At 67.1% G+C, this 20,805-nt stretch carries 16 protein-coding genes and 1 pseudogene; 12 read left to right on the forward strand and 5 right to left on the reverse strand.

Going from position 1 to position 20,805, the window contains the following annotated elements; all coding sequences use genetic code 11:
• Positions 1-102: 102 nt before the first annotated feature.
• A complete protein-coding gene (locus ACFWAY_RS21680; protein ID WP_378512067.1) occupies positions 103-759 on the forward strand; it encodes a DUF998 domain-containing protein in 657 nt (218 codons plus the stop codon).
• Between the two features lie 198 nt (positions 760-957).
• Here ACFWAY_RS21680 and ACFWAY_RS21685 read toward each other — a convergent pair whose 3' ends face one another.
• Positions 958-2,100, reverse strand: coding sequence for an RNA-guided endonuclease InsQ/TnpB family protein (locus ACFWAY_RS21685; RefSeq protein WP_378512068.1), 1,143 nt, complete (start codon positions 2,098-2,100; stop codon positions 958-960).
• An 85-nt stretch (positions 2,101-2,185) separates the two neighbouring features.
• Here ACFWAY_RS21685 and ACFWAY_RS21690 point away from each other — a divergent pair.
• Positions 2,186-2,896: pseudogene (locus ACFWAY_RS21690) on the forward strand (DUF427 domain-containing protein); the annotation flags it as partial.
• Between the two features lie 5 nt (positions 2,897-2,901).
• Here ACFWAY_RS21690 and ACFWAY_RS21695 read toward each other — a convergent pair.
• The gene (locus tag ACFWAY_RS21695) at positions 2,902-4,200 is read right to left on the reverse strand and encodes an NtaA/DmoA family FMN-dependent monooxygenase (protein ID WP_378512069.1); all 1,299 of its coding nucleotides are present in this window, start codon (positions 4,198-4,200) and stop codon (positions 2,902-2,904) included.
• A gap of 93 nt (positions 4,201-4,293) precedes the next feature.
• Between ACFWAY_RS21695 and ACFWAY_RS21700 the strand changes: the two genes are divergently transcribed.
• Positions 4,294-5,805, forward strand: a complete 1,512-nt coding sequence (locus ACFWAY_RS21700; protein ID WP_378512070.1) for an ATP-dependent DNA ligase — start codon at positions 4,294-4,296, stop codon at positions 5,803-5,805.
• A gap of 86 nt (positions 5,806-5,891) precedes the next feature.
• Entirely contained in the window at positions 5,892-6,368 is a 477-nt protein-coding gene (locus tag ACFWAY_RS21705) for a hypothetical protein (protein WP_378512071.1), read from the forward strand.
• A gap of 6 nt (positions 6,369-6,374) precedes the next feature.
• Here the strand turns inward: ACFWAY_RS21705 and ACFWAY_RS21710 are convergent, their stop codons facing one another.
• Positions 6,375-6,653, reverse strand: a complete 279-nt coding sequence (locus ACFWAY_RS21710) for a VOC family protein (RefSeq protein ID WP_378512095.1) — start codon at positions 6,651-6,653, stop codon at positions 6,375-6,377.
• On the reverse strand, positions 6,563-6,856 hold the full coding sequence (locus tag ACFWAY_RS21715; protein WP_378512097.1) for a hypothetical protein: 294 nt from the start codon (positions 6,854-6,856) through the stop codon (positions 6,563-6,565). Before ACFWAY_RS21715 ends, ACFWAY_RS21710 begins: the two co-directional genes overlap by 91 nt.
• Before the next feature lie 95 nt (positions 6,857-6,951).
• Between ACFWAY_RS21715 and ACFWAY_RS21720 the strand changes: the two genes are divergently transcribed.
• Positions 6,952-7,680, forward strand: coding sequence for an SDR family oxidoreductase (locus ACFWAY_RS21720; protein ID WP_378512072.1), 729 nt, complete (start codon positions 6,952-6,954; stop codon positions 7,678-7,680).
• Between the two features lie 2 nt (positions 7,681-7,682).
• Here the strand turns inward: ACFWAY_RS21720 and mddA are convergent, their stop codons facing one another.
• Positions 7,683-8,465 carry a methanethiol S-methyltransferase gene (gene mddA, locus ACFWAY_RS21725; RefSeq protein ID WP_378512073.1) on the reverse strand — a complete coding sequence of 261 codons (783 nt, stop codon included), beginning with the start codon at positions 8,463-8,465 and terminating at the stop codon, positions 7,683-7,685.
• Positions 8,466-8,599: 134 nt separating this feature from the next.
• On the opposite strand from mddA, the gene ACFWAY_RS21730 reads away from it, so the two are divergent.
• The 7 genes from ACFWAY_RS21730 to ACFWAY_RS21760 all read left to right on the forward strand — a co-directional run bounded on the left by ACFWAY_RS21730 (position 8,600) and on the right by ACFWAY_RS21760 (position 20,749).
• Complete coding sequence (locus tag ACFWAY_RS21730; protein ID WP_378512074.1) at positions 8,600-11,812, forward strand: SNF2-related protein; 3,213 nt, start codon at positions 8,600-8,602, stop codon at positions 11,810-11,812.
• Positions 11,813-11,912: 100 nt separating this feature from the next.
• Positions 11,913-12,785, forward strand: a complete 873-nt coding sequence (locus ACFWAY_RS21735) for a hypothetical protein (protein WP_378512075.1) — start codon at positions 11,913-11,915, stop codon at positions 12,783-12,785.
• Between the two features lie 35 nt (positions 12,786-12,820).
• Entirely contained in the window at positions 12,821-14,140 is a 1,320-nt protein-coding gene (locus ACFWAY_RS21740; protein ID WP_378512076.1) for a DUF2786 domain-containing protein, read from the forward strand.
• 78 nt (positions 14,141-14,218) lie between these two features.
• Entirely contained in the window at positions 14,219-15,715 is a 1,497-nt protein-coding gene (locus ACFWAY_RS21745) for a DUF3375 domain-containing protein (RefSeq protein WP_378512077.1), read from the forward strand.
• A complete protein-coding gene (locus ACFWAY_RS21750) occupies positions 15,712-16,317 on the forward strand; it encodes a DUF4194 domain-containing protein (RefSeq protein ID WP_378512078.1) in 606 nt (201 codons plus the stop codon). The genes ACFWAY_RS21745 and ACFWAY_RS21750 overlap by 4 nt, the downstream gene beginning before the upstream one ends.
• Entirely contained in the window at positions 16,314-19,601 is a 3,288-nt protein-coding gene (locus ACFWAY_RS21755) for an ATP-binding protein (RefSeq protein ID WP_378512079.1), read from the forward strand. Before ACFWAY_RS21750 ends, ACFWAY_RS21755 begins: the two co-directional genes overlap by 4 nt.
• Positions 19,598-20,749 carry a DUF3322 domain-containing protein gene (locus ACFWAY_RS21760; RefSeq protein WP_378512080.1) on the forward strand — a complete coding sequence of 384 codons (1,152 nt, stop codon included), beginning with the start codon at positions 19,598-19,600 and terminating at the stop codon, positions 20,747-20,749. Before ACFWAY_RS21755 ends, ACFWAY_RS21760 begins: the two co-directional genes overlap by 4 nt.
• Positions 20,750-20,805: the final 56 nt, after the last annotated feature.

The raw sequence follows: 20,805 nt of genomic DNA on the forward strand, positions 1-20,805 counted from the left end.
CGGAATTCTCGTCAACGGGGCCATGGCTACATGGTCGAGCCGCTCCCGAAAATTGTCAACAATCCACTCCGTGAGCCGGTACGGTACGGAGAGGTGAGCGTCGTGCGAACGTCTGCACCCGCCCGGCGACAGCTGGCCGTGCGGGTGGGCGGCGCTGCGTGGGTGCTGATCGCACTGTATTTCCTCGCGGAGGTCGTGACCGCGCGCGCCTGGCCGCGGCCGTACCGGGTGCGGACGAGTTCCGTCAGCAATCTGGGTGTCACAGGCTGCGACGGGTCTGCAGCCACCAGACTCTCCTCACCGCTGCACGCGGTGATCAACAGCGCCTTCGTGCTGACCGGGGTGCTCATCCTCGTGGGCGCGGTGTGCCTGCGCGACTTCCTCCCGCCCGGCCTCCTCCGACGCACCGCGCTGGCCCTGTTCAGTATCGCCGCTATCAGCGCCGCACTGACGGGTTTCGTCCCGATCGACGTGGACGCACACCTCCACCAGGTCGTCGCGACCCCGACGTTCGTCGCGCGCAACGCCGCCATGATCGTCGTCGCGGTCGGGCTGTACAAACGGTGGCGCGCCTTCACACTGTGGACCGGTTTCTGCGGACTCGCCGGGATCGTCGGGATGGCGGCGATCCTCCTCCGCGAGGGACCGTTCGGGATCACCGAACGCCTGGCTCTCTACCCCTTCACTTTGTGGGTCGTGACCGCCGGGTTCAGTGCGCTTCGCGCCCGTGCGTGGTTGACGAGTCCAGAGACTCCTTAACCGCGCACGGGGCGCCGAAGGCGCACCATGGAGTGATGTCCACAGCCCTCACGCATGCCGCCGCTTCTCAGCAGGTCGCGGAGAACGGCCGCATCTCGATCGAACCCATTGACGTCCTCTCGGCAGTGAACGACCGAGATTCCCCTCGTGACTCGCGTCCCGAGGTTCCTGTTTCACAGACAGTTGCCTCCCCGCACTTTATGTGCGGGGCGGTCTCACACCATCTCCGCAGGCTGCCACCGTCAGTCCGACGGCCAAAATGTTCTTCGCCGCGTTCACATCCCGATCATGGACGACGCCGCATCGGCACGCCCACTCCCGCACCGTCAGCGGCATCGTCGACGCGACCTCCCCGCACCCCGAGCAGGTCTTCGACGACGGATGGAACCGGTCGATCGCCACCACTCGCCGCCCGTACCAGTCAGCCTTGTATTCGAGCATCGACCGGAACTCCGACCAACTCGCATCCGAGATCGCCCGAGACAACGACCGATTCTTGACCATGTTCCGCACACTCAGATCCTCGATAGCGATTACTTGATTTTCGCGCACCAGCCGAGTGGAGAGTTTGTGCAGATAATCGCGGCGCCGATCGGCGATCCGGCCATGAATCTTCGCGACCTTCAGTCGGGCCTTGGCCCGGTTACGGGATCCCTTCTCCTTCTTGGCCAGCACCCGCTGCGCCTTCGCCAGCCGCTCACGGTCCGTGCGCTCATGACGCGGGTTGGTGATCTTCTCCCCCGTCGAGAGCGTGTAGAGGCTCGTGATCCCCGCATCGAGCCCGACCACCCGATCGGTCGACGGGTGCTCGGTGATCGTGTCCTCGACGAGAATCGAAATGTGGTACTGACCACGAGCATTACGCGACACCGTCACCTGCGACGGTGTCGCCCCCTCCGGTAGCGGCCTCGACCACCGGATATCCAGAGGTTCGGACTGCTTGGCCAACCGGATCTGCCCGCCGCGGTAGGTGAAGCAGTTCGAATAGTAGGTCGCCGAATCCTTCGACTGGCCCTTCTTCTTGAACTGCGGGTAACGGGATTGCTTGCGCCAGAACCTGTCGAACGCACCCTGCAACTGCCGCAGCGACTCCTGCAACGGCCCCTTCGACGGCTCCGACAACCACTCCGTCTCCGCGTCCCGCTTCCATCCGGTGAGCATCTTCGAGGTGTCGCTATAAGTGATCCGTCGCTGCTCCTGCGACCACGCCCGCGTCCGCTCGGCCAACGCCCGGTTGTAGACATACCGGGTGCACCCGAACGTCCGAGCAAGCTGTTCCGCCTGCACCGCAGTCGGATAGAAACGATACTTGAACGCCCGCTTCACCAGCCTCCCCGCCATAACTCAGACAATAACCACACAGTCCGACAGAACCAGATCGGCCATCCCGGACCTGAAGAACCGGGTTTGCGCCGAAAGACTCACGGATCACAAACGCATCCGGGTGTTCTTCGGCGGTCAGGCGGTCGCCGACACCACCCGTTCGGTGTACCTGTTCGAGAAGGGGCTCCTGCCCGTCTACTACATTCCCCGCGAGGACGTGAACTTCGACCTCCTCGAGCCCGTCGACGCGACGACGACCTGCCCGTGGAAGGGCAAGGCTCGGTACTGGGATCTCGTCGTCGGCGACCGTCGCGCCGAGCAATCGGTGTGGGGTTACGACGTAAAACTGGAGGATTCCCTCGACCTCAGCCCGTACGTCGCGTTCTACTGGCACAGGATGGATGCCTGGTACGAGGAGGATCAGCAGGTGTTCGTCCATGCCCGCGACCCGTATGTCCGCGTCGACGTGCTGCCGTCGTCCCGGCGCGTCGAGGTGTTCATCGGTGACACGCTCGTCGCCGACACCGTCCGCCCGCGGCTGCTGTTCGAGACGTCGCTGCCGGTGCGCTACTACGTTCCCCGTCTCGACGTGCGGTCCGAGTTCTTCACCGCCTCCGACACCAGGACGTCCTGCCCGTACAAGGGGACGGCGTCGTATCTGTCGTTCACCGGGTCGGACGGCTCCGAGCCCGTCGAGGACGCCGCCTGATTCTACCCGTTCACCACCGCGGAGGCGTCGGGCATCGACGACCACGTGTCGTTCTACCCCGACCGCGTGCGGATCGTCGTCGACGGCACGACCCTGGAGAGCTGACACCGTCAGTCCCGAGGGGGCAGCGGGGGTAGTTCCAGATTGTCCCGGAACGTGCCGCCCACGTAGTCGTTGCCGACGATTCCGCGACGCCGCAGTTCGGGCAGCAGCCCGTTGACGACGAAGTCCCGGGTCCGTTCCTCGGCGAGCCCGCCAAGGGAGATGACGTCGAGGACACCCGCGTCATACCGTTCCTGGACGGCGTCGGCGAGTTGTTCGGGTGTTCCCGCGACCGCCCAGTGGCCGGTGTCCTTGGACGCGATGATCAGCTCCCGCAGGGTCCGCCCGGACGCGGCGAGTCGGCTGAAGATTTCGACCCTGCCGCGGCGGCGGTTCACCGACCGCACGTCGGGCAGGACGTCGGCCGGGATCGGCTTGTCGAGCGCCAGTCCGGACAGGTCGAGGTCGCCACCGAGCATGTCTTCCAGCCGAATCCGGCCGGTGTCGAGGTCCGTCGCCTCCTCCTGTTCCCGCACCAGCCGGCGCACTTCTTCCTCGGACGCACCGTAGGTGGCGTGGAACGAACTCATGATCAGTGGCAGCCCGTCGGCGCGGCCCAGTTCGGCGGCCCGCGCCCGGATCCCCTTGGTGTAGGTGACGGCGTCCTCGAGGGTGGGCAGCGACGTGAACACGACCTCCGCGAATCGGGCCCCGAGTTCCACCCCGGCCGCGGATTGGCCGGCCTGGAATTGCACGGGACGACGCTGCGGCAGCGGCGGGATGTTCAACGGACCCTTCACCGTGAAGTACGTGCCCGCGTGGTCGATCGGACGCACTCGATCGGCGTCGAGCGTGGTTCCCTCGGCACCGTCGGCGGTGAGCGCTCCGGGTTGCCAGCTGTCGAACAGCGCGTTGATGACTTCGAGGGATTCCGTGGCGCGGGCGTAGCGTTCCTCGGGGCTCGGCAGGTCCAGGTCGCTGTAGTTCTCCTCACCCAATGACGATGTCACCGCGTTCCAGGCGGCGCGGCCGTTGCTGACGTGGTCGAGGGTCCCGAACAGCCGCGCGAGGTTGTAGGGGTGGTGGAACGTGGTGGTCACCGTTGCGATCAGCCCGACATGCGTGGTCACGGCGCTGAGCGCCGACAGGAATATCAGCGGTTCCTGCGCGCCGATCGCGCCCTGCGCCCCGAAACTCAGCAGGTCGGCGGCGAACAGCGCGTCGAACTTGTTCGCCTCGGCGATCTTCGCGATCTCGATCGACGACGCGACGGTCGACTGCTGCGGATCGATGGCGGCGGCATAGGTGCTCACGGCGCCGCTGACTCCCGTGACCGTCTTCAGCGGCCGGCGACGTGGGGTGCTCATCGTCGATAGCCTAGGAACGACCGTCCGGTCCGCCCAGCGTTTCGATCAGGCGGATTCTGACCGCCCACGGGACGTTCCGGTTACCGTCGGGGTGTGCTGTTCTCGCAGATCGTCGCGACGTCCCGGGACGTGGGGGCCACGCGGTCGCGGAAGGTGAAGGTCGCGGCGCTGCGTGAGGTCCTCACCCAACTGGAGCCGGCGGAGGTGGAACCGGTGGTGGCGTGGCTGTCCGGGGAGCTTCGGCAGGGCCGGATCGGGATCGGCTGGCGGACACTCGCCGACATTCCCGCCACCCCGGCCGACGTCCCGTCCGTGACGGTGTCGGAACTCGACGGGACCGTCACCGCCGTCGCCGGGATCTCCGGTTCCGGATCCGCCGCCCGCCGACGCGAACTGCTCGCGGACCTCTTCGCCCGCACCACCGCCGACGAGCGGGACTTCCTGCTGCGACTGCTCACCGGCGACCTTCGCCAGGGCGCGCTCGAGGGGGTGATGACCGACGCGATCGCGGCGGCCGCCGACCTGCCCGTCGAACCGGTGCGCCGGGCGTTCATGCTGTCGGGGCGCCTGCCCGCAACGGCGGTCGCGGCGTTCGACGGCGGTGTCGACGCCCTCACCGCGTTCCGGCTGGAGGTGGGTCGTCCGGTCCGGCCGATGCTGGCGTCCCCCGCCGAATCACTCGCCGACGCGTGGACCGAACTCGGCGGCGACGTCAGCGTCGAATACAAACTCGACGGGGCGCGGATCCAGGTGCACCGCAACGGCGACGAGGTGCGCATCTTCACCCGCACCCTCCGTGAGATAACCGGCAGCGTGCCGGAACTCGTCGCACTCGTCGCCGGCCTGCCCTGCACGTCGGCGGTGTTCGACGGGGAAACGCTGGCACTCACCGACAGCGGCCGTCCCCGACCGTTCCAGGAAACGATGAGCCGCTTCGGCGCCGAGTCCGCCCGCGACCTGCTGCTGCACCCCTACTTCTTCGACTGCCTGCACCTCGACGGCGTCGATCTGCTGGACGCGCCCCTGGAGGAGCGGCTGGGGGCCCTGGAACGCGTTGCCCCGCAACACCGCATTCCCGGACTCATCCGCCCCGACAGCGACAGCGCCGCAACCCATTTCGACAACGCGCTGGCCGCCGGCCACGAAGGAGTGATGGTCAAATCGCTCACCGCACCCTATGCGGCGGGACGACGCGGCCGCGCCTGGCAGAAGGTGAAACCGGAGCACACACTCGACCTGGTGGTGCTCGGCGCCGAATGGGGTTACGGGCGGCGCACCGGCTACCTGTCCAACCTGCACCTCGGGGCGCGCGATCCGGACGGCGGCGAACCGATCATGGTGGGCAAGACGTTCAAGGGCCTCACCGACGCGCTTCTACAGTGGCAGACGGACGAATTCCCGCGCCACGAACGCAGCCGCGACGATCACACCGTGTACCTGCACCCCGACCTCGTCGTGGAGATCGAACTCGACGGCGTCCAGGTCAGCAGTCGCTACTCCGGCGGCCTCGCGCTGCGGTTCGCGCGGGTCCTGCGCTACCGCCCCGACAAGACGGCCGCCGACGCCGACACCATCGACGCCGTGCGGGCCCTGCTGCCGGGCTGACGCCGCTCGCTCGTCCTGCGGGGCGAGCGTGTGCGCGGTAACCTCCCCGGCACAGGTAGGACGCCGCACTGTGAGGGGGTCGGCTGGTGACGTTCGTTTTTCGCTTCGTGCCGTCCCCCGTCGAGCGCACCGTCCGGAAGGCGGCCTCGGCCGCCGAGGGACCCGTCCGCGTCGCCGTGTGCGCCGTGACCGTGCCGATCGAGGTCGCGAAGACGTCGTTCCACATCCTCCGGCTCACCGAGGAACTGCTCGAGGAGGTCGTGTTCCTGCTGCGGACGATGCGGCCGGTGGTCGAGGCGGTGAGCACCACCCAGCGGTCCGACAATTTCGACACGGTGTTCCGGACGCTCGAACAGATCCAGCAATCGGCCGACGCGATTGCCCGCACGCCGATCGGTGTCGTCCGGAGCGTGTTCGCGCCGGCCCGTCCGTCGCCCGAGCAGGTCGACTATCACCCCACGATCATCGACGCCGAGCCGACGAAGCCCTCCGGCGTGGCGGTCCGGATCGCGTCCGTCACCGTGACGGCGCCGAGCATCACGTTCGGCAGGCCGAACCGCTGACCCGGGCTATCGTCCTGGGAAGAAGTCCGCGCTCTGCACGTATTCCATTGCGGCGGTGAAGGTCGGGTCGCTCATGCGCCCGGTCATCTCCGCCTCGTCGACGTCCTCGATGTGGGTCTGGACCCACCAGAGGTTGCCGAACGGGTCGCGGACGCGTCCCACGAGGTCGCCCCAGAACAGGTGCGTCGCCGTCGTCACCAGCGTGCCGCCGGCGGTGACGGCCTGCGCGAGCACCGCCTCCGCGTCGTCGACGTACAGGCGGAGGAACCCGGCGTCGGCGGCCAGTCCGGTCGCGCGTCGAACATCATCACGACGGCGTTCCCGATCCTCACCTCGGCGTGCCCGATGGTGCCGCCCTCGCCCACCATCCGACCGAGTTCCTCGCCGTCGAATGCCGCCTTCACGTAGTCGATGAGCGCGGCGGTGTCGCGGGAGATGATCCACGGCGTGACGGTGGTGTAGCCGTCGGGGATCGGATTGACGGTCATGCGGTCCTCCTGCGTCGGCGTATCGGTTTCACTCACCGTAAAACCGATAGCGGTCAGTTTTGGTCCGCATTTGATCACCCGGATACGCTCGTATCGTGTCCGAACACATCCTCGTCACCGGCGGATCCCGCGGCATCGGCGCAGCGGTGGTGCGCCTCGCCGTCCATCGCGGTTATCAGGTGACGTTCACGTTCCAGAACGACGACGAGGCCGCCGAGCAACTCGTCCACCACTGCGGCGTCCGCGCCACGGCGGTGCGGGCAGACGTCCGCGACGCGGAACAGGCCGCCGCCGTCGTCGATGCGGCCGACCAGCGCGGCCAGCTGGTCGCGCTGGTCAACAACGCGGGGACCACCGGCCCGCTCGGCACGTTCCTCTCCACCCCGGACGAGGTGGTGCGGGAGGTGTTCGACACCAACGTCTTCGGGGCGATGGCCTACGCCCGCGCGGCGGCCGAGCATTGGATCCGGACAGGGCGCCCCGGCGTCATCGTCAACCTCAGCTCGATCGCGGCCCGCACCGGCGCCCCCGGCGAATACGTCGGCTACGCGGCGTCCAAGGCGGCCGTGGACAGTTTCACGACGGGACTCGGACGGGAGCTGGCGAGCGCGAACATCCGCGTCGTCGGTATCGCTCCCGGTACGACGGACACCGACATCCACGCCGCTGCCGGCGACCCGGGACGACCCGGGCGAGTGGCCGGGAAGGTGCCACTCGGCCGGGTCGCGGAGCCCGAGGAGATCGCCGAAGCGGTGCTGTGGGCGCTGTCCCACCAGGCGTCCTACGTCACCGCCACGACCATCGACGTCGCCGGCGGTCTGTGACGCTACCGCCCTCGCGAGCCGACCCTCGGGACGAGCATCGGCACCCGCGAGCGGTAGGTGCGGTAGTCGTCGCCGAACGTGTCGACCAGGTCGTGCTCCTCGAAGCGCACCGCCACCAGGATGAAGCCGGTGGTCCCGACGGCGAACAGCAACCGTCCCCAGGTCATCGTCGGCGCCACCCAGAAGGCGATGATGAAGCCTGCATACAGCGGGTGCCGGATCACCCGGTACAGCACCGGCGTCCGAAAGTGACTGGACAGAGCCGACTTTCCGCTCTGGTTCCGCAGTACCTGGCGCAGACCGAACAGATCGAAGTGGTCGATGGCGAACGTCGCCGCCAGCACGAGGGCCCACCCGCCGAGCGACACGACGTAGATCGCGGCGCGGACCCAGCTCGTCTCCACGTCCCAGATCTGCTCGGGCAGCGGACGCCATTGCCACATCATCAGCGCCAGCGCGGCCGTGGCGAACAGTACGTAGGTCGAGCGCTCCATCGGTTCGGGGACGATCCTGGTCCAGCGTTTCTTGAACCAGGGCCTGGCCATCACCGAGTGCTGCATCGCGAAGACCGTCAGTAGTGCCACGTCGATGACCACGGCGACGACTACTGGGGCGTCGGGACCGTCGTTGATCGTGTGAGGCACCACGAGGCCCTCGACCCATCCCATCGCGTACAGGAATACGACCAGGAACGTGACGTACACGACCGTTCCGTACGCGGTGATCAGTGTTCGCGCGACTCCACCGGTGCGGTGTGTCTGGTGTGCTTCGACCATCTCGGCCATGGTGTTCTCTCCGATCGCTGGGTTTCCCCCGACGCACCGAAGTCTGCGATCGGGTGAGGCGCGGAACAAGGAACCCTGGGGTGGGAGTCACCGCACCCCGGGGACCTGTCGGATCGGTTGGCTACTCTGTGGCCATGCTTCCCGGGGAATTGCGCGACATCGACGTGGCGTCGATCAAGGCGGTCCTCGGCACCACCACATACAGCCGCGGCGACCAGTACGCCCGCGACAACGCGGTAATCCAGATGTCGTGGGATCCGGCGGCCAAGGAGCTGTGGGGCGAGGTGGCGGGAACGGCGAGGGAGCCTTACTCCGCGTCGGCGTTCATCGTCTCCAGCAGTGGCCGCACCGTGTACCGGTACGGGATCTGCACGTGTCCGGTCGGCATGAACTGCAAGCACGTCGCCGCCCTGCTGATCACCGCGATGTCTCAGGCGAGGTCCGAGGCCCAGGCGGCGATCGCGCCCACGTGGGAACGCTCCCTCGGTTCCCTGCTCACCGCCGATCCGTTCGGCGATTCCGGCGGGCGTTCGCCGCTCGCCATCCAGTTCCGGGTGCAGGCGTCGGCCGCCGGTGCGGCACCTCAGTTGCTGGTGCGGCCCGTCCAGCCGGGCAGCAAGGGCTGGATCGTCGGCGGGCTGGCGTGGAACAAGCTGGGCAGCCAGTTCCAGCATCCGGCCGAGCAGATCCGGGTGCTGCACGAGATCCACCTGCTGTCCGTCGGGGGTCTGACCTACCGCCGCCAGAACCACACCGATCTCGACCTCGGCGTCTTCGCCAGCCGCCAGCTGTGGTCGCTGCTCGACGAGGCGGCCCGGGTCGGTGTCGAGCTCATCCACTCCTCCAAGCGTCTGGGCGCGCTCGCCCCCTACCGCTCGGCCGAGGTCTGCCTCGACGCCACCCGCGACGACGCCACCGGCGCGCTCGTCGTGCGGCCGGTGGTCCGCGTCGACGGCGAGCCTGTCGACGCAGTGACCGTCGGCTTCATCGGCGTCCGGGCCCACGGCCTGTTCTACGTCGACGCGGACGACCGCATTCACCTCGCCCCGCTCGACGCAACCGTTCCCGCTCCCCTGCAGGATCTGGTGCGCCGCCGCACACCCATCGAGGTTCCCGCCGCCGAAGAGTCCCGTTTCCTGACGGACTTCCTGCCCAAGCTGCGCAACCTGGCCGCGGTCATCTCCTCGGACGGCTCGTTCGTCCCACCCGAGATCTCCGAGCCCACCCTGGTGATGCGGGCGTCGTATCTCCCCGACCACGAGGTCACCGTCGACTGGGAATGGCTGTACACCGTCGGGGACGACGAGCATCGCGCGCCGCTCACGGTCCGGACCCCTGGCGACGAGTACCGGGACGACGCCCGCGAACGCGCACTGCTCGACGAGCTCGACATCGCCTGGGACAGATACGGGTTGGGGTCGAGCGGCCCGGAATCGACGGCACTGCGCGGACTCGACACGATGCGGTTCACCACCGAGGTCCTGCCCCTGCTCCACGGCAAGTCCGACATGGCGATCGACGTCGTGGGCGAAGCGGCCGACTACCGGGAGGCCGGCGATTCCCTGGCCATCGGGGTGTCCGTCACCGCATCGGAGGGCGGCACCGACTGGTTCGATCTCGGCGTCACCTTCACGGTGGAGGGCCGGGACGTACCGTTCGACCAGGTCTTCTCGGCTCTGGCCGCGGGGAAGTCCGAGTTGCTGCTGCCCGACGGCGCCTATTTCTCCCTCGACAAGCCCGAACTCCACACGTTGCGGAAGCTGATCGACGAGGCGCGCGCCCTTCGCGACCGCGCCGACGGGACGTTGCGGCTGAGCCGCTTCCAGGCGAGCCTGTGGGACGAGTTCGCCGCGCTCGGCACCGTCGAACGTCAGGCGACGCAGTGGCGGCAGCAGGTGGACGGTCTGATGGCGCCGACCACCGTCGGGCCCGCGGACGTCCCGAGCACGCTCGATGCCCGGCTGCGTCCGTACCAGGTGGAGGGGTTCCGCTGGCTGGCCTTCCTGTGGGAGCACGGGCTCGGCGGCATCCTCGCCGACGACATGGGGCTCGGCAAGACGCTGCAGGCGCTGGCGTTGATCTGCCATGCGCGGCAGTCGAACCCGGACGCGCCGCCGTTCCTCATCATCGCCCCCACCAGTGTCGTGTCGAACTGGGAGTCCGAATCGGCCCGCTTCGCCCCGGGCGCGAACGTCGTCGCGATCTCCGACACCCGCTCCCGCCGGCGCGTCCCCCTCGACGAACTGGTCCGGGGCGCCGACATCGTCGTCACGTCGTACACCCTGTTCCGCCTGGAGTTCGAGGCCTACGCGGAGTCCGCGTGGTCGGGGTTGATCCTCGACGAGGCCCAGTTCACCAAGAACCATCAGTCCAAGATCTACCAGTGCGTTCGCCGGCTCGAGACTCCGTTCAAGCTCGCGATCACCGGCACGCCGATGGAGAACAACCTGATGGAGCTGTGGTCACTACTGTCGATCACCGCCCCGGGATTGTTCCCGAATCCGGCCCGGTTCACCGACTACTACCGCAAGCCGATCGAGAAGCAGGGCGACACCGAACTACTGGCGCAGCTGCGCCGACGTGTGAAACCACTGATGCTGCGCCGCACCAAAGAGCAAGTGGTGAAGGATCTTCCGGCCAAGCAGGAGCAGGTGCTCGATGTCGATCTGCACCCGCGGCACCGCAAGGTCTACGACACTCACCTGCAGCGTGAGCGGCAAAAGATCCTCGGCCTGCTCGCCGACGTCGACAAGAACCGCTTCACGATCCTGCAGTCGCTCACCCTGCTGCGGCAGCTGAGCCTCGACGCCGGCCTGGTGGACGCCGAGTATCACGACATCCCGTCCGCGAAGGTGGACGCCCTGCTCGAGCAGCTCGCCGACGTCGTCGCGGGCGGTCACCGGGCGCTGGTGTTCAGCCAGTTCACCGGGTTCCTCGGCAAGATCCGCGACCGGCTCGCGGACGCCGGGATCGCGCACAGCTACCTCGACGGCAGTACCCGTCGTCGCGGGGACGTGCTCCGCGAGTTCAAGGAGGGCGCCGCCCCGGTGTTCCTCATCAGCCTCAAGGCGGGCGGCTTCGGGCTGAACCTCACCGAGGCCGATTACTGCTTCATCCTCGACCCGTGGTGGAACCCGGCCACCGAGGCCCAGGCCGTGGACCGGGCTCATCGTATCGGGCAGACGCGGAACGTGATGGTGTATCGGCTGATCGCGAAGGACACGATCGAAGACAAGGTGATGGCGCTGAAGGCGAAGAAGTCGGCGCTGTTCGCGAGCGTGATGGACGCCGACTCCCTGCTGAGCTCCAGCCTCGACGCCGACGACCTCCGCGGGTTGTTCGAGTGACGCGGGCCGACGGGCCTCGCCTCGGACCCCCGATGCTGTCGGGGAGTTCTGATAGGAATGTGCTCGCCCCCCGAGAACCGATTCGCATCGAGGAGACCTCGTGAGCGAGTATCAATACTTCGAGTTCCTCGCAGTCGACAAGCCGCTGAATGCGCGGATGCAGTCCGAGGTACGCAAGCTGTCGACCAGGGCGGTGATAACGCCGACCAGCTTCACCAATACGTATCATTTCGGCGATTTCCGCGGCGATCCACGCGTGATGATGCACAAGTGCTACGACCTGCATATCCACGTCACGAATTGGGGCACCCGCCGTCTGATGGTGAAAGTACCGGCTGAGGCGCTCTCGGGAGTTGCGGACGACTACACGGTCGACCCTTACCTCACGGCTGAGGCGACCGGAAAGCACTTCGTCTTCGACTTCACCAGCGAGGACGACTCGGCCGACTTCACCGAAGAGGCGGAGGGCTGGATGGCGTCCCTCGCGCGCGTGCGCGACGAGATCACGATGGGTGACCTGCGTCCGCTGTACCTCGGATGGTTGGCTGCGATCGGGACGGCGCAACGCAACGAATACGCGTTCGAGACCGAGTCGGAGCACGAACTCGAGCCCGCAGTGCCCGCCGGTCTCGGTGACCTCACCGGACCACAACAGGCGCTCGCCGATTATCTTCGGATCGACACCCATCTGCTGGCCGCGGCGCGCGAGGCCAGTTCGGCCTTGCCCTCGAAGGCCCAGGCGACCGCGGCACTGCGCAAGCACATCGCGAAGTTGCCCGAATCGACCAAGAACAGGCTTCTGCTCGCTGTCGCCCAGGGCCGGTATGCGGCGGTGCAAGCGGAGTTAGCGCGCGTGACCGGCGATGTTCGACGGAGCGACCACCAGCCCCGTACCGTCGTCGCGCTGCTCGACCACGCCGACCGGGCGCGTGAAGCAGCCCACCGGTCGCGCGGCCGGTCCGCTGCCCGATGACGTAGGACAGAGTTCACCCCGAGTGAGGAGTCGCTGTGAGCCGCAACAGCCAGCAGAACCGGGCCGCACGCAAGCGTAAGAAGCAGCAACGTGACGGCGCCCGGCAACATCGTGAGTTCCGTCCCGAGATCGACGCCGAATCGTTGATCTTCGCGGGGATCGAGTTCGCGTTCGGGCCGTCGACGAATGCGGAGTCGCTGCGCCGGACGGTCGACAACCTGGCGGAGCTCGAGAGTTCCCCCGTTTCCGGTGCTGCCCTGGACCGGGTCTCACAATTACTCGACGCGTCGATGGACCACGCGTTCGCCTCGGGGTGGCAGCCGGCCGAGTTGGTGCACGCGGTGCGCCGGGAATTCGGTGCGCGCACCGCCCGGCTGACGGTCGCTGCGATCGGCTCCCATGCCAGCCGCACCTCGGCACACAAGAGCGCCCCCGAGCCGTGGCGCGAGCAGCTCGACGAGCTGAACATCGGCGCCGACGACGCACCTGCCCGCGGTCGACTGTCCGCCTGGCGTGCGGCAGAGAACGCTGAGCCGACGGCCACCTGGACGGCGATCCTTTCGCTCCTCGGCTTCTGCAACTACCTGGTCCCCATCACGCCACTGATGGCCACCGCACCCGACTGGGTGACGGGGGCGGCGGCGTCACGGCCCGCCAAGCGCGGGGCCGAGCCCAAGGTGCTCTCCCGCATCCGCGGCCTGCTGGCCAAGGCCGAAGCGACCACGTTCGCCGAGGAAGCGGAGACCCTTTCGGCGAAGGCGCAGGATCTGATGACCCGGTATGCGATCGACAGCGCCGTGATCGACGCGCATGCACACACCTCGCTGAGCGATCAGGTGGTCACCCGCCGGTTGCTCGTCGACAATCCGTACCCCGAAGCGAAGGTGCAGTTGCTGCACTGTGTGGCGAAGACCAACAATGTGCGCGTGCTCTGGCACCAACGATTCGGCCTCGTCAGCATGGTCGGGATGCCCGTCGATCTGGATCTCAGCGAGATGCTGTTCACCTCGCTGCTCGTTCAGGCCTCCCACGCGTTGAGCGAGGCGGGCGGTGACCGGGTGAAACGCTCACCCAGCTTCCGCCGCTCGTTCCTCCTCGCGTTTGCCACCCGGATCGGGGAACGACTGGTGATCGCCCGGGAACAAGCCGGCCGTGACGCGTCCAGTCAGTACGGCAAGGAGTTGGTGCCAATCATGGCCGAGCGCAGCGAGGCGGTGGGTTCGGTGTTCGAGAAGCAGTTCCCCTCGGTCGTCACGACCTCGCATTCGGTGACAAATGCGCATGGCTGGCAGGCGGGCCGGGTGGCGGCAGAGTTGGCGGACCTCAGTGGCGGGCGGGAACGAATCGCCGAATGAGTCGATTACGCGGCCTGCGCGGGTTGATCGTCAGCCCGTCACCCATGACAGCATGGTCGCCACCACGAAAGGAGTTCGATGTCCATCACCGCCGACGTCCATCGGCTTCTTCGCCTGCGCCAGGACCACGCTGCGTGGACATTGCTGCGCGCCGATACCGCACCGGCAATTCTGGCTCTGTTGGGCCGGCACTTCGACCATCGGACCCGCCGCCTCCCGGCTCCGGAACTCTTCGCACTCTTGGACTCCGACCTTCAGACCATGCGCGACGAGGGTCTCGACTTCCCGCGAACCGGTCAGGCGTACTGCACCGAATGGGTGCGGTCCGGTTATCTGCTCCGACGAGCAGCGGCCGGTACCCGTGAGGAGACTCTGGAACCGACCGAGGGGGCCTTCGCCGCGATGGCATTCGTCGCGAATTTCACCAGTCAGGCGAGTTCCGCGACCGAATCCCGCCTGACCACGCTCTCCACCCAGTTGCAGGCACTCGCACGTGATTCCGATCCCCGCACGGAGACTCGTCTCACCGCGCTGCTGACCGAACGCGCATCCGTCGACCAGCAGATCGCAGCAGTGGAGTCGGGAGTCTTCCCGGTCCTCGACGGCGACCGCGCCGTCGAGCGTTCTGCCGAGATTCTCGCGCTGGCCTCCGAGGTACCCGCGGACTTCGCCCGGGTCCGCGCCGAACTCGAGGAACTCAACCGCGATCTGCGGGCCCGAATCCTCGATGACGAGGGTGACCGTGGCGACACCCTGGGAGACGTGTTCCGCGGGGTCGACCTGATCGGAGATTCCGATGCCGGCCGCAGCTTCACCGCGTTCTACGACATGATTCTCGATCCGGCCCGGTCGTCTCAGATGGACGAGTGGATCGATGCAGTGTTGCAGCGGCCGTTTGCCGCCAGGTTGACCAACGATCAGAAACGGCGGTTCAGGGCGTTGTTGACGGAGATGGAAACCGCTGGCTCCGAAGTGCATTCGACGATGACGTCCCTGTCTCGGTCCTTGCGCCACTTCGTCCAGTCACGTCATTACGAGGAACACCGCCGGCTGCAGCGGTTGCTGCGCAGCGCGCAGCAGAGTGCTGTCGCCGTGGCCACGCGTCGCCGACCTTACGACGTGCTCGACCTCGAGCTGGTGCGCGTGGGTATGAGCCTCGAATCGGTCGCGGCTCTTCGCCTGCACAACCCCGCCGACAACCTCGTCACCGAACCGGTGCTCACCAACGACGCCGGCACCGTCGATCTCGACGAACTGCGAAGACTCGTCCGAGAATCCGAGATCGATATGGACGAATTGACCGACAACGTCGCGGCAACGCTGCGCGCGCACGGTCGCGCCACGATCGGGGATGTCCTGCGCGACTATCCGGCGACTCAAGGACTCGCGAGCGCGGTTGGATTGATCGTCCTCGCCACCCACCACGGGCACACGATCGACGGCACCGAAGACATCGAGTGGATCTCGGGAGCCGGAGTTCCACGGCGGGCGACGATTCGACGCCGCCTGTTCGATCCGGCCGACGACGAGTTCACCAGCCGTCCGGCGTTCGAACCGACGGGGAGCCCGACATGAACGACGAGCCGACGACCCGCGGCCACTTCCCTGGAGACACCGGCGAACTCGACCTCGAGACGCGCCGCGCGTTCGTGCAGTTACTCAAGGGTCCTCTCGTCACCGCGGCGCGGCATCCCGAGGTGTGGCGCGCGGTGATCCGGGACGAGCGCATCCTGCGGTCCCGCCTCGCCGACGTCTTTCTCGATCTCGTCATCGACGACGAGAACGAGCTGGCGTTCACCCGCCCCGCCGAGACCGGTGACCCCAATACTCCCACCGTGCTCCGCACCGAGCGTCTGACATTCATGGACACGGTCATGCTGCTCGCCTTGCGGCAACGACTGCTGCGTGCGCAACCTGGTGAACGGGTGATCGTCGATCTCGACGAACTGCGCGAACAGCTCGAGATGTATCGCGCGGCCGGCGACACCGACCCAGCCGGTTACGCGAAGCGCGTCAACGCATCGTGGAAGAAGCTCGACAAGTACTCGCTGCTCACCAAGACGTCGACCGACGACCGGATGGAGGTCTCCCCCGTGTTGCGGCAGCTGTTCGACGCGGAACAGGTCGCTCTCGTCGAGGTGGAGTTCCGGCGCATTCTCGAGGAGGACACACAGTGATCCATCCCGGTCAGCGCCGTCTCGCGCGTGTACAAGTCGTCAACTGGGGCACGTTGCACGGCCACCACGATCTTTCCGTGGCCCGCAAGGGTTTCCTGATCACCGGCAATTCCGGCTCCGGCAAGTCCACGCTCATCGACGCCATCTCGGCTGTGCTCGTCCCGGGCAATCAACTCCGCTTCAATGCGGCCGCGCAGGAGGCCACAAACTCGGGACGCAACTTCGTCACGTACATTCGTGGCGCGTGGCGACGCGAGGCGGGCGCCGATACCGACGGTCTGGTCGCCTCCTACCTGCGCACCGGCGCGACGTGGAGCGGCATCGCCCTGACCTACCGCGCCGACACCGACGATCCGCCGATCACCCTCGTCAAGCTCATGCATCTGGGGCGGGGGCAGAACGCCGCGGCGGACGTCAGTCACGTCCATCTCATTCTCGAGCACGAACTCGACCTGACCGACTTCGCGTCGTTCATGACCCGCGGTATCGACACGAGGGCCATCAGGAAACGGTGGCCGGCGGCAACCGTCAGCCCAGCCTATGGGCCGTTCGCCCGGAGTTTCCGTTCCCGCCTCGGCATCTCGTCGGAAGGGGCTCAGCGCCTGCTGCACCGCACCTTGTCGGCGAAAAGCCTCGGTAGCCTCGACCAGTTGTTCCGCGACTACATGCTCGACACCCCGAATACCTTCGCGATGGCCGAACGCGCGGTCAACCAATTCCACGACCTGCAGGAGGCGCACCGCGTCGTCGTGGACGCGCGCCGGCAGGTGGAGATGCTCGCACCCTTGGTCGATCTCGCCGATACCCGGCGGCGCGGGCTTCAGTCCCTTCGCGACACAGACGAGGAGAACGCACATCTCGGCGCGGTGCATGCCGAGATGACCCTGTCTCTCCTGCGCGGGGAACTCACCGAACGCCACGCCCTGACGCCACTGCTGGAGGCGGGTGCGAGCGAAGCCACCGCCGCAGCGGAACGTGCACGGCAGGAAACCCTCGATCTGACCGTGAAACTCGAAGGCGTCGGGGGCGGCCGACTGGCGACCCTGCACGCGCAACGAGACGCAGAAATGAAAATGCTGGCGCGTGTGCGGACCAGGCGAGATCAGATCGCCGAGGCGGTGTCGGCCTGGGACGGAACCGTTCCGGAGACCGCGGAGGAGTTCACGCGACTGCGCGGGCAACTCGAGGACCAGTTACGGCAGGCAACCACCGCACACGAGGACCGGCTCGGTGACCGCTACACGCTCGCCGAACAGCGCGGCACCGCACAGAGGGAGCGCGCCGAGCTGATCACCGATCGTGAGATCGTCGCCCGCAGACGCTCAAATATCGATCCGGGTCTGCTACGTGCCCGCGAGTCGATTTGTTCCACCGCCGGCATATCGGACGACGCTGTGCCGTTCGCCGGCGAGTTGATCGCGGTGCGGGACGAGCATTCCGAGTGGACCGGACCCATAGAGCGAGTCCTCGGCGGCCTCGGCCGCACCCTGCTCGTCCCGGAAGAGGTGTATCCGGCGGTTGCCGCTGCCGTCGATGCCACCCACCTCGGCGCACGCCTCGTGTACCGCAGAGTGCGGGTCGGCGCCATATCGCCGACGGTGCCGAAGACCGGAGCGCTGTCGCTGGTGCGACGAATAGATGTCGCCGACGGTCCGCTCGCCGCGTGGATCCACCACCATCTCGCCGACCGCTACGACTATGCATGCGTCGACACCGCGGCCGGCTTCGCGGACCACCCCCGGGCCGTGACACGTGCCGGGCAGGTCAAGCACTCCGCGGAGCGGCACGAGAAGGATGATCGCAACCGCATCGACGACCGACGGCGGTGGGTCCTCGGATTCGACAACGAAGCCAAACTCGAAGACATCCGCCGACGAATTGCAGATCTCGACGTCACGATCGCAGGTGCGACGAGCCGACTCGACGCGCTGGACCGTGAGGATCAGCGGATCTCCCTGCAGAATCGCGCTGCACAGACCATCCTCGATGCGCAGTGGACGGATGTCGACGTCCGCGCTGCGCAGGCTGCCGTCGATGCAGTGGACAACCGTCTCGACTCCTGGCAGCAGGACAACCCGGAGCATTCTGCGTTGTCGGCTGCCCTCGAACTCGCGGAGAAGGCGGAAAACGAGGCCGACGCGGCCCGACGTCAGGCCGATACCGCCCTGACGGTGCATCGGACGGCGGTGACGGAACTCGAGACGAGGATCGAGCAGGCCGAACTCGACGCGAACGATGCGGCTCCCGCGGCTGTTGCCGCGCGGATCAAGGCGCGATTCCGGAAGTTCGCTCGGCGGGTCACGTCGGACAACATCGACAAGGCCCTGTTCGAGGTCAGCCAGGGCATCAATAGGGACGGGGCCGAGGCGCAGAACGCGGTGTCCGCCGCCGGCGCGTCGATCATCAAGATCCTGTCCCAGTATCTGGCGCGATGGGAGGCCCGCGGCGGTGAGTTGAGGGTTGATGCCGAATATGTCGACGATGCGTTGACAATCCTCCAACGCCTGCGCTCCGACGGTCTTCCCCGGTACGAGGATCGGTTCTTCCAGCTGCTGCACGACCAGTCGCACCGCAACATCGGCGAACTCGCTCGCACGATCCGTAAGGCGCCCGCCGAGATCCGTTCCCGCATCGATCCGGTCAACGACTCGCTGCACCGCTCCGCGTTCGACACCGACCGGTGGTTGCGCATCGACGTCCGCGAGCGACGCTCGCCGGCGGCGGCCGACTTCCTGGATGACCTGACCCGGATCACGAGTGGTGGATGGGACATCGAGCAGCGCCCCGCGGCCGAGGAACGATTCGGGCGGATGGCGGCTGCGCTGGAACGTTTGGCATCGAAGGAGCCCGCGGATCAGCGATGGCAGCGTCAGGTTCTGGACACTCGCCTGCACGTCGGATTCATCGGCGTCGAGGTCGACGGCGCCGGAGAAGCTCGCAACTACCACGATTCGAGCTCAGGGTTGTCCGGCGGTCAGGCCCAGAAACTCGTGTTCTTCTGCCTGGCGGCGGCGTTGCGGTATCAGCTCGCTCCCGACGGCGCGGACCTTCCCCGTTACGGCACCGTCATCCTGGACGAGGCGTTCGACCGCGCCGATTCCGCCTACACACGTCGAGCCTTGGACGTGTTCGCGCAGTTCGGTTTTCACATGGTGTTGGCGACCCCGCTCAAGTTGCTCGGCACACTCGAGGAGTACATCGGCGGCGCTGCGACCGTGAGCATCCGCGACCGGATGCACACCGAACTCAGCCTCATCGAATTCGACGACGCGACTGGTACATGAGCACACGGTGCGTTCTGCCGCCCGCAGCCGCGACGAAGGCACGGACCGCCTACAACAGTCGCCGCCGTCGCTGGCTGGCCGACCCCTCACTCGCCGAACAGGATTCGCTGACGGTTGCGCTGCATCCGCCGTCCGAGCCGCAGATTGCCGAGGATCCTGACACGGTTGTCGCCTGGGTACGTGCCTGGCGCGCCTATACCGGCGCCGGCCTTGTGGAGTGGGCGACGCGGCGATGGCCGAGTTTCGGCACCCAGGAGGTGCCGGTGCGGCTGACACTGGCCGGGGCTGGCCAGATTGCGTCCGCGGGTGGCCGCGAAACCGAATGGCGCGCCCTGGTGATGCGACGTGATGCACTTGTCCACGGCCTCGGTCCCGGCTCCCCGACGTTGTCGGCCGCGGTTGCCGCGACCGCGGCGAAATGGCTCGACCTGGACGGCGACGACTTCGTCAGGCTGACCACCATTGCGCGATGGTTGAGCGACCATCCGAACTCCGGGTATCTCATTCGTCAGCTTCCCGTTCCGGGGGTGGACACGAAATGGCTCTCGCGGCATCGCGGAACGGTGGAGAGTCTGATCGACGGCGTTCGAGGCCACCGGGATCTCGGTATCCGGAGCCTGCCGAACCTGCGCGACGTCGCACTGTGCGATCCCGACCTCCTGATCGGAACTCCGCGGCGCTTCGCGACCTCGCTGGAGGAACTCGCCGCGTTGCCGCTGGCTCCGGCGCGCATCCTGATTCTCGAGAACAAAGAAGGGCTGTATGCGCTGCCTCGGCTGGCGGGAACCGTGGCACTGCACGGCGGCGGCTACACGGTTCACGAATTGGCCGGAATCCCGTGGGTTGTCGGCTCGGAAGTCTGGTACTGGGGAGACCTCGACAGTCACGGATTCGCCATCCTCGACCGTCTGCGCCGACATCTTCCGCACGTGCGGAGTCTGTTGATGGATACGGCTACTCTGGATCGGTGGCGGGATCTCGCCGTCCGGGAACAGTCGCCCACATTGAACGACGCATCCCATCTCACCGCGTCCGAAACCGCCGCCCTGCTGTCGCTGCGCGACGGCGATCTCCGGCTGGAGCAGGAGCGCATACCCTGGCCGTACGTGCTGGAGCGCCTCCTCGCTGCTTTCGGTGCAGGTCGGTAGTCCAGCGACTACCACCTGCTCTGCGCGCCCGGAAAGCAAGTGCGTCCGGACAGCAA

It is taken from the genome of Rhodococcus sp. NPDC059968, from assembly GCF_042738615.1.
GTDB lineage: Bacteria > Actinomycetota > Actinomycetes > Mycobacteriales > Mycobacteriaceae > Rhodococcus_F.

Coding starts and splice junctions, on each gene's coding strand:
- ACFWAY_RS21685 (WP_378512068.1), bottom strand. CDS start 2,100: ATGGCGGGGAGGCTGGTGAAGCGGGCGTTCAAGTATCGTTTCTATCCG.
- ACFWAY_RS21695 (WP_378512069.1), bottom strand. CDS start 4,200: ATGAGCACCCCACGTCGCCGGCCGCTGAAGACGGTCACGGGAGTCAGC.
- ACFWAY_RS21715 (WP_378512097.1), bottom strand. CDS start 6,856: ATGACCGTCAATCCGATCCCCGACGGCTACACCACCGTCACGCCGTGG.
- mddA (WP_378512073.1), bottom strand. CDS start 8,465: ATGGCCGAGATGGTCGAAGCACACCAGACACACCGCACCGGTGGAGTC.
- ACFWAY_RS21730 (WP_378512074.1), top strand. CDS start 8,600: ATGCTTCCCGGGGAATTGCGCGACATCGACGTGGCGTCGATCAAGGCG.
- ACFWAY_RS21745 (WP_378512077.1), top strand. CDS start 14,219: ATGTCCATCACCGCCGACGTCCATCGGCTTCTTCGCCTGCGCCAGGAC.
- ACFWAY_RS21750 (WP_378512078.1), top strand. CDS start 15,712: ATGAACGACGAGCCGACGACCCGCGGCCACTTCCCTGGAGACACCGGC.
- ACFWAY_RS21760 (WP_378512080.1), top strand. CDS start 19,598: ATGAGCACACGGTGCGTTCTGCCGCCCGCAGCCGCGACGAAGGCACGG.